Raw genomic sequence first — 12,964 nt, forward strand, 5'->3', positions numbered from 1 at the left:
GAGGACAAGAGTACTACAGAAGGCACCCGATAAAGAAAACCCCGCCGAGGCGGGGTTTTCAGGTGGGCCGTGCTGCGCCGCTTAGTGGGCGGGTTGCAGATCGTCCATGCTCTCGCCGGTGTTGCCATGGTCCTTGCTGATATACAGGTACATGGCGGGCACCACAAACAGGGTGAACAGGGTGCCCAGGGTCATGCCGCTGGCGATCACGAAGCCCATGGCGAAGCGGGCACCGGCGCCGGGACCACTGGCGATCAGCAGGGGCACCATGGCCAGCACCAGGGCGGCGGTGGTCATCAGCACCGGGCGCAGACGAATCGACGTGGCCTCTTCGATGGCGCGGCGTTTGGACAGGCCCTGTTCCTGCAGCTTGTTGGCAAACTCCACGATCAGGATGCCGTGCTTGGAGATCACCCCGATCAACGTCACCAGTCCCACCTGGGTATAGATGTTCATCGAGGTGGTGGGCCAGTAGAGGCCGCCCATCTGGGCAAAGCCGCTGACGATGTTCAGGATGGCCATGCACAGCAGCGCGCCGCAGATCGACATGGGCACGGACACCAGCATCACCAGCGGATCACGCCAGGACTCGAACTGCGCGGCCAGCACCAGGTAGATAATCACCAGCGCAAAGAAGAAGGTCATGATCAGCTGCGACCCTTCGGTGCGGAACTGGCGTGACTGGCCGGCATAGTCGGTGCGGTAGCCCTGCGGCAGGATGTCCGCTGCGGCCTCTTCCAGCACGGACAGCGCCTCGCCCAATGACACGCCGGGGCGCGGCACGGCCGAAATCGTGATGCTGTTGAGCTGCTGGAAGCGATTCAGCTGCTGCGGCTGCACCGTGTGCTTCAGCGTCGCGATGGTGGACAGTGGCACCAGCTCGCCGGTCCCGGTGCGCGTGTAATAGTCCAGAATCTGCTCCGGGTTCAGTCGGTCGCTACGCTGTACCTGCGGGATGACTTTGTAAGAGCGATTCTCCAGCGCAAAGCGATTGGCGAAACCACCGGCCAGCATGGCGGACATGTCCTGGCTCAGGCCGCGCATGTCGATGCCCAGTGCGGCCGCCTTGTCGCGGTCGATCACGATTTCTGCGCGCGGCTTGTCGATCTTCAGGTCGGTGTTCAGGAAGATGAACTTGCGGCTCTCGTAACCGCGCGCCACGATCTGCTGCACCAGCTCGGCAGCTGCGGAAATGGGCTGTGTGGTGCCGACCACGAATTCAATCGGGAAGCCGCCACCGCCGCCACTGGGCAGGGGTGGGGGCTGGAAGGCCGCCATCTGCAGGCCGGGAATCGTTTCAACGATGCCCTGGATATCCTGCTCCAGCACCTGCTTGGTGCCGCGCGTGCGCTGATCCCAGGGCTTGAGCACCATGCCGGCGATGCCGTCGGTGGTGCTGCCGCTGCTGCCGCCGCCGAAGCCGTTGATCAGGAAGACCTTGTCCATCTCGGGCAGGTCCTGAACCTTTTCACGCAGCAGCTCGGTGTTCAGGCGGAAGTATTCCATGGTGGTATAGGGATCGGATTCCGCGAACGCCAGAATGAAGCCCTGGTCTTCCTCTGGTGCCAGTTCTTCAGGCAGGCTGGCAAACAGGAAGTAGCAGGACACCAGCGCTACGCCGCCAAAGATGGCGACCAGCCCCTTGTCGTTCAGCATCGAATGCAGGCCGTTACGATAGCCCAGGCGCAGGGATTCGAACTTGGCGTCCAGCCATTTTTCCAGCCGCCCCCCGCCGTTTTCGTCATGCGGTTTGAGCAGCTTGCTGCAGAGCATGGGCGACAGCGTCAGTGCGACCACGCCGGACAAGAGCACGGCCCCGGCCAGGGTAAAGGCAAACTCCACGAACAGGGTGCCGGACAGCCCGCCGATAAAACCGATCGGCAGATACACCGCCACCAGCGTGGTGGTCATCGCCACCACTGGCCAGGCCAGCTCGCGGGCACCCTGCAAGGCAGCGTCCTTGGGTGCCATGCCTTCTTCCACATGCCGGTGAATGTTTTCCAGCACGATAATGGCGTCATCCACCACGATGCCGATGGCCAGCACCATGGCCAGCAGGGTCAGCAGGTTGATGGAAAAGCCCATCAGCAGCATCAGGAACATGGCGCCGACCATCGACAGCGGCACCGCCACGGTGGGAATGATCACGGCGCGCAGTGAACCGAGGAACAGGAAGATCACGATAATCACGATGATTACGGCTTCCACGATGGTGCTCAGCACCTCGTTGATGGCGCTCTGGATATATTCGGTGGAGTCGTAGGGAATATCGGCGGACAGCCCTTCGGGCAGTTCCGGAATGATGTCCTGATCCCACACCTGACGCACCGCCTGAATCACATCCAGGGCGTTGGCGTCCGGGGCCACTTCGATACCGATAAAGGTGGCGGCCTGATCACCAAAAGTCACGGTGGTGCCGTAGCTTTCCGCGCCCAGTTCCACCTCGGCGATATCGCTCAGGCGGATGATGGCGCCGCCTTCCTCGCGCACGATCAACTGCTCGAACTGCTCGACATTCTGCAGATCAGTCTGTGCGGTCAGGTCCACGCTGACCAGCGCGCCCTTGGTGGAGCCCACCGCAGAGAGCACATTGTTGGCCTGCAAGGCACCGAACACATCGCTGGCGGTCACGCCGAGGGCGGTCATGCGCTCCGGTTGCAGCCACAGGCGCATGGCGAAGGTGCGCGCCCCCAGAATTTCGGCACGCTGCACACCGGGCACGGTGGACAGCAGCGGCTCGACGACGCGCACCAGATAATCGGTAATCTGGTTGTTGTCGAGAATCTCGCTGTAGAACGCCAGGTACATGGCGGCGGTGGCATCGCCCTCGGCCAGCTCGACCACCGGGTCTTCCGACTCGGCAGGCAGTTCGCCGCGCAGCTTGTTGACCTTGGCCGCCACCTGGGTCAGCACTTCATTCGGGTCGGCCTCCAGGCGCAGGAAGGCCTGCACTTGTGATACGCCGCCGAAGCTGGTGGAGGTCAGGTAATCAATGCCATCGGCGGTAGCGATTTCGCGCTCCAGCGGGGCGGTGATAAAACCCTGGATCAGATCAGCATCGGCGCCGACATAGGCGGTGGTCACGCTGATCACCGCATTCTGCAATTCCGGATACTGGCGCACGTTCAGCTCCAGCGCGGCGCGCACGCCGAGCAGGAAAATGAACAGACTGACCACGCTGGCCAGTACCGGTTTGCGGATGAAGATATCGGTAAATTTCATCGTTGTTGTCCCGGTGAGGATCAGCTGTTGTCAGGCGTCGGGGCGGTGCTGGCCGGCGGTTCGGCCTCGTCACTGATCTTCACGGTGGCGTTGTTGCTGAGCTTGAGCAGGCCAGACGTCGCCACCCGGTCGCCGGGCTCCAGCCCTTCCAGTATGGCCACCATGTCGCCCAGCGTGCGGCCGGTGCGGACAAAGCGACGGTTCACGGTCAGGTGCGGTTCGCCGTTCTTGCCCTCGTTTTCCACGATCACGAATACGGCATTGCCATAGGGGTTGTAGCTCACCGCTGTTTGCGGAATCGCCACGACGTCGTCCGCGTCGCCCAGATCAATGGTCACGCGGGCGAACATACCGGCGCGCAGTTTCTGTTCCGGGTTGTCCAGCGTGGCCTGGATCATGAAGTTGCGAGTGCCGGGATTGATACCCGGCTCAAGGGCGGTGATGACCCCTTCGAACGCTTCACCGGGCCAGGCGTCGACTTCGGCGCGCACGGTCATGTCCAGCTTGATGTCCGCCAGGCGTTGTTCCGGCAGGCTGAATTCCAGATACACCGGATCAAGTTGTTGCAGGCTGACCACCGGCGTCCCCGGGGACAGGTATTCACCCAGGTCGACCTGGCGAATGCCCAGTTGGCCCGCGAACGGCGCCCGGATGGTCTTCTGGTTAACCCGGGCCTGCTGCGCGTTCAGAGCGCCACTGGCCTGATCCGCCTGGCTTTTTGCGCGGTCCAGCTCAGCTTTGGAGATGCTGCCCTGGCGATGCAGGCGTTCGGTCCGGTCCAGATCCAGCCGGGTCAGCTCGGCGGCGGCGCGCAGCGATTGCAGCTCGGCCCGGTCGGTGTCGTCGTCCAGGCGCAGCAGTATCTGGCCTTTCTCGACGGTATCGCCGGAGCTGAAGCGGATTTCGGTGACGATGCCCGCTGCCTCGGTGGTCAACTGGGTGCCGTTCACGGCGCGTGCCGTGCCCACCGCATTGATGCCGCGTGCCCAGGCCGCCGTTTCGGCCTCGGCCGCGGTAATGGTGGCGGCTGGCATCGGCATATTATCGAAGAACTGGTTCATGCCCATGCGCATCATTGCCTGAACGACGAACACGAGCAGGAACAGCACGATCAGGCCGATCAGGGTGAAAAGAATCTTCAGGTTCATCTCTAGCGGTCCTCAGTGGGTCGCCGCGGGCGGTTCATCGCCGTCCGTATGGCAAAGATCATCAAACAGGGTGGTGCAGATACGTGACACCAGTGCGTCCAGCGCCTGGCTGTCGGCCGGGTCGAGCAGCGGTTGCCAGTTGAGCCCGTTCAGGTGCGCCACGCCGTGATACAGCAGCACCTGATACGGGTCGTGCACGTTGTAGTTATCCAGCACGCCCTCGGCCAGCACCATGGTGTGCATGCCGATGGTCATGGCGTATTGCCCCAGCGCCAGCTCCAGCGGATGCGGGCGCGGGTTGACCACGTCACCGGCGGCCACGCCGTCGTTGACGATGCGCGAGATCAGTTCGCTGATCGGCCGGTGCGCCTCGATCACCGCGTCCCGGCGCCGCTGCGACGCCGAGCCCCAGACGGCCTCGGTAAAGATGTACTGGGTCAGGCGGTAGTGGTCGGGGTGCCGACGGGCAAACAGCATGTCCGCCACCATCAGGGCAAAGATGCGATCCCGGGACGGTGCGTCCCAGTCGGCGGCGCGGGCCATGGTGGCCACGCGTTTTTCGGCCTGATCGGCACAGATCGATAACAGCAGGTCCTCTTTCGAGGAAAAATGCTGGTACAGCGTGCCGGTGGCGTAATCGCAGGTGCGGGCGACCTTGGCCATCTGCAGGGCCAGCAGACCATGGTCACGGATCTGTTCACGCGCGGCATCCATGAAGCGTTGTTCCCGTTCCGCCAGTTCACGCAGGCGTCTTTCCCGAGTCCCCATCAGTGGCAGTCTCCGCTGGGCGAGGTGAGTATCGTTACGAATATTGAGCGGATTATGAATCCGGTTCATTTCGCGAGCAAGCCTCTTGTCATCGGCGCTGATTCTGCCGCTCGGTGTTGCAGCCTGTATTGTAAAAATGCGCAGTAGCGCGGAGGTTGCCGCGGGATCGTGACAGATCGTGGCAGCAGTGCGTGAAGGCCCGTCAGGCGGAGAGGAAAAGACCGAGGGTATGGTTGAGGTGGCGCTGCCCCAGGGTGGTGCAGGCCAGGCGCTGCGGGTCGTTGCTGAGCAGTCCCCGGGCGCGGCCACGCGTCAGGGCATCGGCCAGTTGGTCCAGCGGTAATCCGGTATGGGCCGGGAACATCGCCGCTGGCACCCCGGCAACAAGGCGCAGGGCGTTGAGCATGAATTCGCCGGGCAGTTCGTCGGCGGGCACGGGGGCCAGGCCGCAGCGCCGGGTGCCGTCCTCGGCCAGGTAGTGGCCGGGCAGGCGGGTCTTGCGGTAGCGGTAGATCCCGTCGGGCCGAGTGATCTTGCCGTGGGCCCCGGCGCCCAGCGCCAGGTAATCGCCAAAGGTCCAGTAGTTCAGGTTATGTCGGCACTGCCGGTCGGCGCGGGCGAACGCAGACACTTCATAGCGCCCGTAGCCCGCCTCGGCCAGTACGTCGAAGCCCGCCATCTCGGTATCCGCCAGGGTGTCACCGTCCGGCTGGGTGGGCGGTGCCCGGTAGAAGGCGGTGTTGGGCTCGATGGTGAGTTCGTACCAGCTGATATGCTCGGGGGCCAGGGCAATGGCCTGGCGCAGATCTGCCAGCGCCTGCTCCGGCGTCTGCCCGGGCAGGCCGTGCATCAGGTCCAGATTGATATTGTCGAACCCGGCGCGGCGCGCCTGCCCGGCGGCCCGGATCGCCTCGGCGCCGCCGTGGATACGCCCCAGGGCGCGCAGGTGCTGATCGTTGAAGCTCTGCACGCCCAGCGACAGCCGGTTGATCCCCGCCGCACGAAAGCCGTCGAAACGATCCTGTTCCACGGTGCCGGGATTGGCTTCCAGTGTGATCTCGATGTCGCGGGCGAACGGCAACTGCTCGCGCAGTCGGGTCAGCAGTGTCTGGTAGAAGCCGGGCGACAGCAGGCTTGGCGTGCCGCCGCCGAAGAACAGGCTGGTGACCTCCCGACCTTGTACGTCCGGCAGTTCCTGTTCGAGGTCGGTCAGCAGCGCCGCCAGATAGGCCGCCTCCGGCAGGTCGCCATCGCGTTCATGGGAATTGAAATCGCAGTAGGGACATTTGCGCACGCACCAGGGCAGATGCACGTAGAGTGACAGGGGCGGCAGGGTGGCCGGGAGCGGTGAGTGCGGCGGGTGTGCTGGCATGGCTCAGGGTGGTGGCGCCGACAAGGTGCAGGCGGAACGAGTATGCCTGAAGGTCGGGGCAGTAACAAAAAGGGCGGCTTGCGCCGCCCCGGATTGCTTCCGTGCAATCGACTGACCTCAGTTGGTCATGTCTTCATAGGTATCTTCCGCAGCGTCGGTGGTGTCATCCCACGCTTCATCGGCTTCGCGGCCAGCTTCTTCCATCGGGCCTTCTTCGCCCATCATGGCATCGTAGCTTCGCTCCAGGCGATCCGTGCCTTCATCGAACGCCTCACCGGCTTGCTCGCCCGGGCCCGGGTCGCCGCAGGCCGCCAAGGCAAACGAGGTGACCAGAGCGATACCGGCAATATGCAGCTTGTTCATAACCTTTCCTCCGTGTATTCAGGAAACTGACGATGTTGATCGTACGTGCTTTTAGTGGAAATTAAGAGATCAAAGTTTGTCGGCAAGGCAAGGTTTAACACTAATTTGTATTTGCTGCATCAATTAAACGCGCTTTCGCGATAGTCATGAACTGCGACAATGCCTTGCCGCGATGGCTTAGCCGATGCTTGTCGTGTGCGCACATCTCTGCGGCGCTGCAGCCTGCTTCGGGCACAAAAAAATGTGGATCGTAACCAAAGCCGCCCTCGCCTGTCGGGGTCATCTGTATCTCGCCCTCCCAGCTGCCCTGGCAGATCACGGGCACTGGATCATCAGCGTGGCGCATGAAGACGATAACGCACTGGTAGCGCGCCCGGCGAGACGCATTTGGCATCTCGCGCAGGCTTTCTGTCAGTTTGCGATTGTTGTCGGCATCGCTGGCGCCGGCGCCGGCAAAGCGTGCGGAATAGATGCCCGGGGCGCCGTTCAGCGCGTCGACTTCCAGGCCGGAATCGTCACTGATGGCGGGCAGGCCGGTATGGTGGGCGGCATTGCGGGCCTTGAGGATGGCGTTTTCGACGAACGTCAGGCCGGTTTCCTCGGCCTCTGGCACGGCAAAGTCGCTTTGCGGGCGAACGGTCACGCCCAGCGGTGCCAGAATGTCGGTCAGCTCCTTCAGCTTTTTCTGATTGCCCGAGGCCAGCACCCATTCCATACGCAACGCTCCGTGGCTCAGTAACTGACCCGGTAGATGGCAATTTCGCCAAACACGTTCGGCCACAGCCGGGTGCCCAGGCCCGAGGCGTGGTCGTTGTTCAGCACCAGGCGATCAAGCACCTTGTAGCCGCGCTTGCGACAGTGGGTATCGAAATCCTGCACGGTGCACAGGTGGATGTTCGGCGTGTCATACCATTGATGCGGCAGGCGTCGGGACACTGGCATCCGGCCCTTGAAGAACAGGTAGCTGCGCACGCGCCAATGGCCGAAGTTGGGGAAGGTGACAATGGCTTCGCGTCCTACGCGCAGCATCTCGGCCACGACCTGGTCGGGTCGCTGCACCGCCTGCAGGGCCTGGGTCATCAGGACATAATCGAAGCGTCCGTCGGCAATGTTGCCCAGCCCTTCGTCGATATCCTGTTCGATCACATTGACCCCCCGCTCGATGCAGTGGGCAATGTTTTCCTGATCGATTTCCAGGCCGTAGCCGCGCACGTTGCGGGTGTCGCGCAGATTGGCCAGCAACTGACCATCGCCGCACCCCAGGTCAAGCACACTGGCACCTTCGGGAATCCAGTCGCGAATCAGGGCGAGGTCCGGACGCAGGGCCTGTTGCGTGGTTTCGGTCATGCGCGCGCCTCCAGGTCATTGGCGATGCGCCGCATCCAGGCACCGAACAGACGGGTATATTCGGGGATGTCGAGCAGAAAGGCGTCGTGACCCTTGTCGGTGTCCACCTCGGCATAGCTGACATCCCGCCCCACCGCCATCAGTGCGCGGACGATTTCTTCGGAGCGTTCCGGTGCAAAGCGCCAGTCAGAGGTAAAGGACACCACCAGGAAGGGGCAGCGGGCCTGGGCCACGGCCTGATCCAGCGAGTCATTGAAATCCCGGGCCGGATCGAAATAATCCAGCGCCTTGGTCATCAGCAGGTAGGTGTTCGCATCGAAATGGCGCGAGAACGTCTCACCCTGATGGCGCAGGTAGCTCTCTACCTGGAACTCCACATCAAAACCGAAGTGGAAGCGCCCGCTGCGCAGGTCGCGACCAAACTTCGCGCGCATTGCGTCGTCGCTGAGGTAGGTGATATGGCCGACCATGCGCGCCAGGATCAGTCCCTGGCGCGGGTAGGTGTCATGCAGGTAATAGCGGCCGCCATGAAAATTCGGGTCCGTCAGGATCGACTGGCGGGCGACCTCATTGAACGCGATATTCTGTGCCGACAGTTTGCTGGCCGAGGCAATCACGGCGGCATGGCCAACGCGGTCGGGATAGTCGATGGCCCACTGCAGGGCCTGCATGCCGCCCAGGCTGCCACCGATGACCGCGGCCCATGTGCGGATGCCCAGCCGGTCTGCCAGCCTGGCCTGACTGTTGACCCAGTCCTTCACCGTCACCATGGGAAAATCCGGACCCCAGGGCTGGCCGTTGTCGGGGTTGATGCTGGCCGGGCCGGTGGAGCCGTGGCAGCCGCCCAGATTGTTCAGTGACACGACGAAGAAGCGGTTCGTATCGATCGGCTTGCCCGGGCCGATGCAGCTGTCCCACCAGCCCGGGCGCTTGTCCTGCTCGCTGTGATAGCCCGCAGCATGGTGATGCCCGGACAGCGCATGGCAGATCAGCACCGCATTGGAGGCGTCGGCATTGAGGGTGCCGTAGGTTTCGTAGATCAGCTCATAGGCGGGCAGCACGCGATGGCATTCCAGCTCCAGCGGCTGGTCGAAATGCATCACGGTGGGCGTCACCAGGCCCACTGAGCCGGGGGCATGAATGTCAGGCATCGGTGTCCGGGCATCCAGAAGTAAAGAGCGCAAGTCTAAACACGGGTGCCCGGCGCTGCAATGAAGCGGTCAGCGGCAGCCCCGTGTCAGCTGTCTTCGCGTTGTACGGTGCGCGTACGTCCATTCTCATCAATGGCGACGAAGGTAAACAGGCCTTCGGTGACCTTGGCGACCTCACCCATGCTGCGAATCCAGACTTCCACGCGGATACGCATGGAGCTGCGGCCGACATCCAGCAGGTCGGTGTAGCAGCTGACGACGGCGCCGATGGGCACCGGGCGCAGGAAGGCCATGGAATCGATGGCCACGGTGGCAATGCGACCGCGTGCCGCCTTGCGCGCGCAGACAGCACCGGCAAGGTCCATCTGCGAGACCAGCCAGCCGCCGAAAATATCGCCGTTCCAGTTGGCATCCTGAGGCATGGCGATGGTCTGGATGGCCAGTTCGCCAGTGGGTTGCGGATCGTCGTCGCGTTCGTCTGTCATGGTCGTCATGGTCCGTTGTGAAGTGCTGTCACCATTAATTGTAGAGCAGCCCCGGCAGCCAGGTGGCAAGAGGCGGCCACAGGGCGAGCAGGATCAGCAGCAACAACTGGATACCGATAAAGGGTATCACGCCGCGATAGATTGCGCTGGTGGGCACGCTCTCGGGCGCCACCCCGCGCAGGTAGAAGAGGGCAAACCCGAACGGCGGTGTCAGAAACGAGGTTTGCAGGTTCAGGGCGATCATGATGCCCAGCCAGACCGGGTCCAGCCCCATCATCAACAGCACGGGCGCCACAATCGGCACCACCACAAAGGTGATCTCGATGAAATCGAGGATGAAACCGAGCAGAAAGATCAGCAGCATCACGGCCAGCATGGCCCCGAACGCGCCGCCCGGCAGGCTGCCGAGCAGTCGCTCCACGGCGTCGCCGCCACCGTAGCCGTGGAACACCAGGGTAAAGATGGAGGCGCCGATCAGGATCATGAACACCATGCTGGTGACCCGGGTGGTGCCGCGCATCACATCGCGCAGGCGCGCCAGCGTCAGTTCGCCGCGCAGCAGGGCCAGCAGCAGCGCCCCCAGCGCCCCCACGGCGGCGGCTTCAGTGGGGGTGGCCTTGCCCGCCAGAATGCTGCCGAGCACGGCGACCATCAGCAGCAGTGGCGGCAGCAGGCTGGTGAGCAGGGCGCGGGCCAGTGGCGGCTCGCCCTCGGCAGTGCCGCGCTGCACCGCCGGGGCGCGCTCCGGGTGGCGCAAGGCGGTAAACAGTATCCAGCCTGTATAAAGCAGCACCAGCAGCAGGCCGGGCACGATGGCGCCGGCAAACAGGTCGCCGATGGAAACCGTATCGAACGACCACAGCCCCTGTCGCAGCTGGGCCTGTTGATAGGCGGTGCTGAGCACGTCGCCCAGCAGCACCAGGGCGATGGACGGCGGGATCATCTGGCCCAGTGTGCCGGTGGCGCAGATCAGGCCGCTGGCCATGTCCGGCCGGTAGCCCTGGCGCACCATGGTGGGCAGCGCCAGCAGCCCCAGGGTGACGACGGTGGCGCCGACGATGCCGGTGCTGGCGGCCAGCAGGGCGCCCACCGCCACCACAGCAATGGCCAGGCCGCCGGGCAGTGGGCCAAACAGCCGCGCCAGCGTGCGCAACAGGTGCTCCGCGATGCGTGACTTCTCCAGCATCATGCCCATGAACACGAACAGCGGCACGGCGATCAGTGTGCTGTTGCTCAGGATGCCGAACAGGCGATTGGGCAACAGGCCCAGTTCGCTGGCGTCGAAGACGCCGAGCAGGATGCCGGCAAAGGCGAACAGCAGCGCGACGCCGCCCAGGGTGAACGCCACCGGGTACCCGGCCATCAGTACCAGGCAGACACTGACAAACAGCAGCAGGGCGATCCATTCCATCAGTGATCGCCTCGCGCGGGCGGTTCGCCGCCGGTCAGGGTCAGCAGGGCGCGCAGTGCTTCCGCAAGGCCCTGTATGCACAGCACCACGGGCAGCACCAGCAGCAGGCTCTTGAACAGATAGAGATAGGGCAGGCCCCCGGCTTCCGCCGAGCCTTCGCGGCGGGTCCAGCTGACCTGCACATAATCCAGACTCATGACGAACAGGGTGATGGCCAGCGGCAGCAACAGCAGCAGGCTGCCGAGCAGGTCGATCCGGGCGCGGGCCAGGCTGCTCATGCGCTGGTAGAAGATGTCGACACGGACATGGTCGTTGCGGGCCAGGGTGTAGCCTGCGCCCAGCACGAACAGGGTGGCGTGCAGATACAGAACGGACTCCTGCAGGGCGATGCTGCCGATGCCAAAGCCGTAGCGCAGCACCACGCTGGTCATCATCACCAGTACCACGGCCAGCGCCAGCCAACTCACCAGGCGACCCACCACCAGGCTGCAGGCCTCGCAGCCGCGCAGCAGGTGCTGTGCTGTATTCTGCCACCCCGTCACATTCGATCTCCCGCCTGCCTGTCTGGCTGTTTCCCCGTTGGCCGGGCCGCGCAGTATAGCCGCAGCAGGCTGCTCATTAAATCGCCGCCGATGTCATGGAATAGTCACAATGGGCCCCTATAGTCCCGCTTCAGGCGCAGGAAGACTGCGAACCTGACAAATTGGGGAAACCTGGAGAACAGTATGAAACTGCGTAACGCGTTCACCGCAGCCGCGGTAGCCATTACCACCACCTTCAGCGGCTTCGCCGTTGCGGATGTCGACCCGAAACTGCCGGCGTACCAGCGCGTGGGCGGTGTTTCCGGTAACGTGAACAGCATCGGTTCCGACACCCTGAACAACCTCATGACCCTGTGGGCCGAGGAATTCAACAAGTTCTACCCGAACGTGCGTGTGCAGGTGCAGGGCGCCGGTTCTTCCACGGCACCGCCGGCCATCACCGAAGGGACCGCCAACCTGGCGCCGATGAGCCGCGCCATGCGTGACTCGGAAATCCAGTCCTTCGAAAACCGTCACGGCTACAAGCCTTACGCCGTACCGGTGGCCATCGACATGGTGGCCGTGTATGTGAACAAGGACAACCCGATTGAAGGCATGACGCTGGCGCAGGTGGATGCGGTGTTCTCCTCCACCCGTCGCTGTGGTTACAGCGAAGACATCACCCGCTGGGGCCAGCTGGGTCTGACCGGCGCCTGGGCCAACCGTGACTTCACGGTCTACAGCCGTAACGCGGTATCCGGTACCTACGGTTACTTCCGCCAGAACGCCCTGTGTGACGGTGACTTCAAGGCCAGCGTGAACGAGCAGCCGGGTTCCTCTGCGGTAGTGCAGGGCGTGGCCGAATCTCTCAACGGTATCGGTTACTCCGGCATCGGCTACATCACCTCTGGCGTGCGCACCGTGCCGCTGGCGCGTGAAGCAGGCATGCCGTTCGCTGACACCACCGCAGAAAACGCCGCCACCGGTGACTACCCGCTGGCCCGCTTCCTGTACGTGTACGTGAACAAGGCGCCGAATGGTGAGCTGGACCCGATCACCCGCGAGTTCATCAGGCTGGTGCTCTCGAAGGAAGGTCAGGAAGTGGTGGTCCGTGACGGCTACGTGCCGCTGCCGGAAGCCGAAGCCGCCAAGCACCGCAAGGCGCTGGGTCTGTAA

At 63.5% G+C, this 12,964-nt stretch carries 12 protein-coding genes; 1 reads left to right on the forward strand and 11 read right to left on the reverse strand.

The features are described 5' to 3' along the window. Positions 1–81: 81 nt before the first annotated feature. The 11 genes from DKW65_RS00145 to DKW65_RS00195 form a co-directional block, all read right to left on the reverse strand. A complete protein-coding gene (locus DKW65_RS00145) occupies positions 82–3,222 on the reverse strand; it encodes an efflux RND transporter permease subunit (protein WP_111655345.1) in 3,141 nt (1,046 codons plus the stop codon). A 20-nt stretch (positions 3,223–3,242) separates the two neighbouring features. Further along, a complete protein-coding gene (locus tag DKW65_RS00150) occupies positions 3,243–4,370 on the reverse strand; it encodes an efflux RND transporter periplasmic adaptor subunit (RefSeq protein WP_111655346.1) in 1,128 nt (375 codons plus the stop codon). A 12-nt stretch (positions 4,371–4,382) separates the two neighbouring features. Further along, positions 4,383–5,207 (reverse strand): TetR/AcrR family transcriptional regulator, encoded by an 825-nt coding sequence (locus tag DKW65_RS00155; RefSeq protein WP_245932352.1) that lies wholly within the window; start codon positions 5,205–5,207, stop codon positions 4,383–4,385. A 133-nt stretch (positions 5,208–5,340) separates the two neighbouring features. Beyond that, the gene (hemW, locus tag DKW65_RS00160) at positions 5,341–6,510 is read right to left on the reverse strand and encodes a radical SAM family heme chaperone HemW (protein WP_111655348.1); all 1,170 of its coding nucleotides are present in this window, start codon (positions 6,508–6,510) and stop codon (positions 5,341–5,343) included. A gap of 117 nt (positions 6,511–6,627) precedes the next feature. Continuing rightward, positions 6,628–6,873, reverse strand: coding sequence for a hypothetical protein (locus DKW65_RS00165; protein WP_111655349.1), 246 nt, complete (start codon positions 6,871–6,873; stop codon positions 6,628–6,630). Positions 6,874–6,973: 100 nt separating this feature from the next. After that, positions 6,974–7,588, reverse strand: coding sequence for an RdgB/HAM1 family non-canonical purine NTP pyrophosphatase (gene rdgB, locus DKW65_RS00170; RefSeq protein ID WP_111655350.1), 615 nt, complete (start codon positions 7,586–7,588; stop codon positions 6,974–6,976). A gap of 17 nt (positions 7,589–7,605) precedes the next feature. After that, a complete protein-coding gene (gene metW / locus DKW65_RS00175) occupies positions 7,606–8,220 on the reverse strand; it encodes a methionine biosynthesis protein MetW (protein WP_342767572.1) in 615 nt (204 codons plus the stop codon). Beyond that, complete coding sequence (gene metX / locus DKW65_RS00180) at positions 8,217–9,371, reverse strand: homoserine O-succinyltransferase MetX (protein ID WP_111655351.1); 1,155 nt, start codon at positions 9,369–9,371, stop codon at positions 8,217–8,219. The genes metW and metX overlap by 4 nt, the downstream gene beginning before the upstream one ends. 86 nt (positions 9,372–9,457) lie before the next feature. Then, positions 9,458–9,856, reverse strand: coding sequence for an acyl-CoA thioesterase (locus tag DKW65_RS00185; protein ID WP_111655352.1), 399 nt, complete (start codon positions 9,854–9,856; stop codon positions 9,458–9,460). A 34-nt stretch (positions 9,857–9,890) separates the two neighbouring features. Further along, positions 9,891–11,267, reverse strand: a complete 1,377-nt coding sequence (locus tag DKW65_RS00190) for a TRAP transporter large permease (protein ID WP_111655353.1) — start codon at positions 11,265–11,267, stop codon at positions 9,891–9,893. After that, positions 11,267–11,809 carry a TRAP transporter small permease subunit gene (locus tag DKW65_RS00195; RefSeq protein ID WP_245932353.1) on the reverse strand — a complete coding sequence of 181 codons (543 nt, stop codon included), beginning with the start codon at positions 11,807–11,809 and terminating at the stop codon, positions 11,267–11,269. Before DKW65_RS00195 ends, DKW65_RS00190 begins: the two co-directional genes overlap by 1 nt. A 183-nt stretch (positions 11,810–11,992) precedes the next feature. Here DKW65_RS00195 and DKW65_RS00200 point away from each other — a divergent pair, with 183 nt between their 5' ends. Next, entirely contained in the window at positions 11,993–12,964 is a 972-nt protein-coding gene (locus DKW65_RS00200) for a PstS family phosphate ABC transporter substrate-binding protein (protein WP_111655354.1), read from the forward strand.

This window comes from Isoalcanivorax indicus, assembly GCF_003259185.1.
In the GTDB taxonomy this organism is placed as follows: domain Bacteria; phylum Pseudomonadota; class Gammaproteobacteria; order Pseudomonadales; family Alcanivoracaceae; genus Isoalcanivorax; species Isoalcanivorax indicus.

What these genes read in the sequence shown, in the direction of transcription:
- DKW65_RS00145 (WP_111655345.1), bottom strand. Translation starts at nt 3,222, where the DNA reads ATGAAATTTACCGATATCTTCATCCGCAAACCGGTACTGGCCAGCGTG.
- DKW65_RS00150 (WP_111655346.1), bottom strand. Translation starts at nt 4,370, where the DNA reads ATGAACCTGAAGATTCTTTTCACCCTGATCGGCCTGATCGTGCTGTTC.
- DKW65_RS00155 (WP_245932352.1), bottom strand. Translation starts at nt 5,207, where the DNA reads ATGAACCGGATTCATAATCCGCTCAATATTCGTAACGATACTCACCTC.
- hemW (WP_111655348.1), bottom strand. Translation starts at nt 6,510, where the DNA reads ATGCCAGCACACCCGCCGCACTCACCGCTCCCGGCCACCCTGCCGCCC.
- DKW65_RS00165 (WP_111655349.1), bottom strand. Translation starts at nt 6,873, where the DNA reads ATGAACAAGCTGCATATTGCCGGTATCGCTCTGGTCACCTCGTTTGCC.
- rdgB (WP_111655350.1), bottom strand. Translation starts at nt 7,588, where the DNA reads ATGGAATGGGTGCTGGCCTCGGGCAATCAGAAAAAGCTGAAGGAGCTG.
- metW (WP_342767572.1), bottom strand. Translation starts at nt 8,220, where the DNA reads ATGACCGAAACCACGCAACAGGCCCTGCGTCCGGACCTCGCCCTGATT.
- metX (WP_111655351.1), bottom strand. Translation starts at nt 9,371, where the DNA reads ATGCCTGACATTCATGCCCCCGGCTCAGTGGGCCTGGTGACGCCCACC.
- DKW65_RS00185 (WP_111655352.1), bottom strand. Translation starts at nt 9,856, where the DNA reads ATGACAGACGAACGCGACGACGATCCGCAACCCACTGGCGAACTGGCC.
- DKW65_RS00190 (WP_111655353.1), bottom strand. Translation starts at nt 11,267, where the DNA reads ATGGAATGGATCGCCCTGCTGCTGTTTGTCAGTGTCTGCCTGGTACTG.
- DKW65_RS00200 (WP_111655354.1), top strand. Translation starts at nt 11,993, where the DNA reads ATGAAACTGCGTAACGCGTTCACCGCAGCCGCGGTAGCCATTACCACC.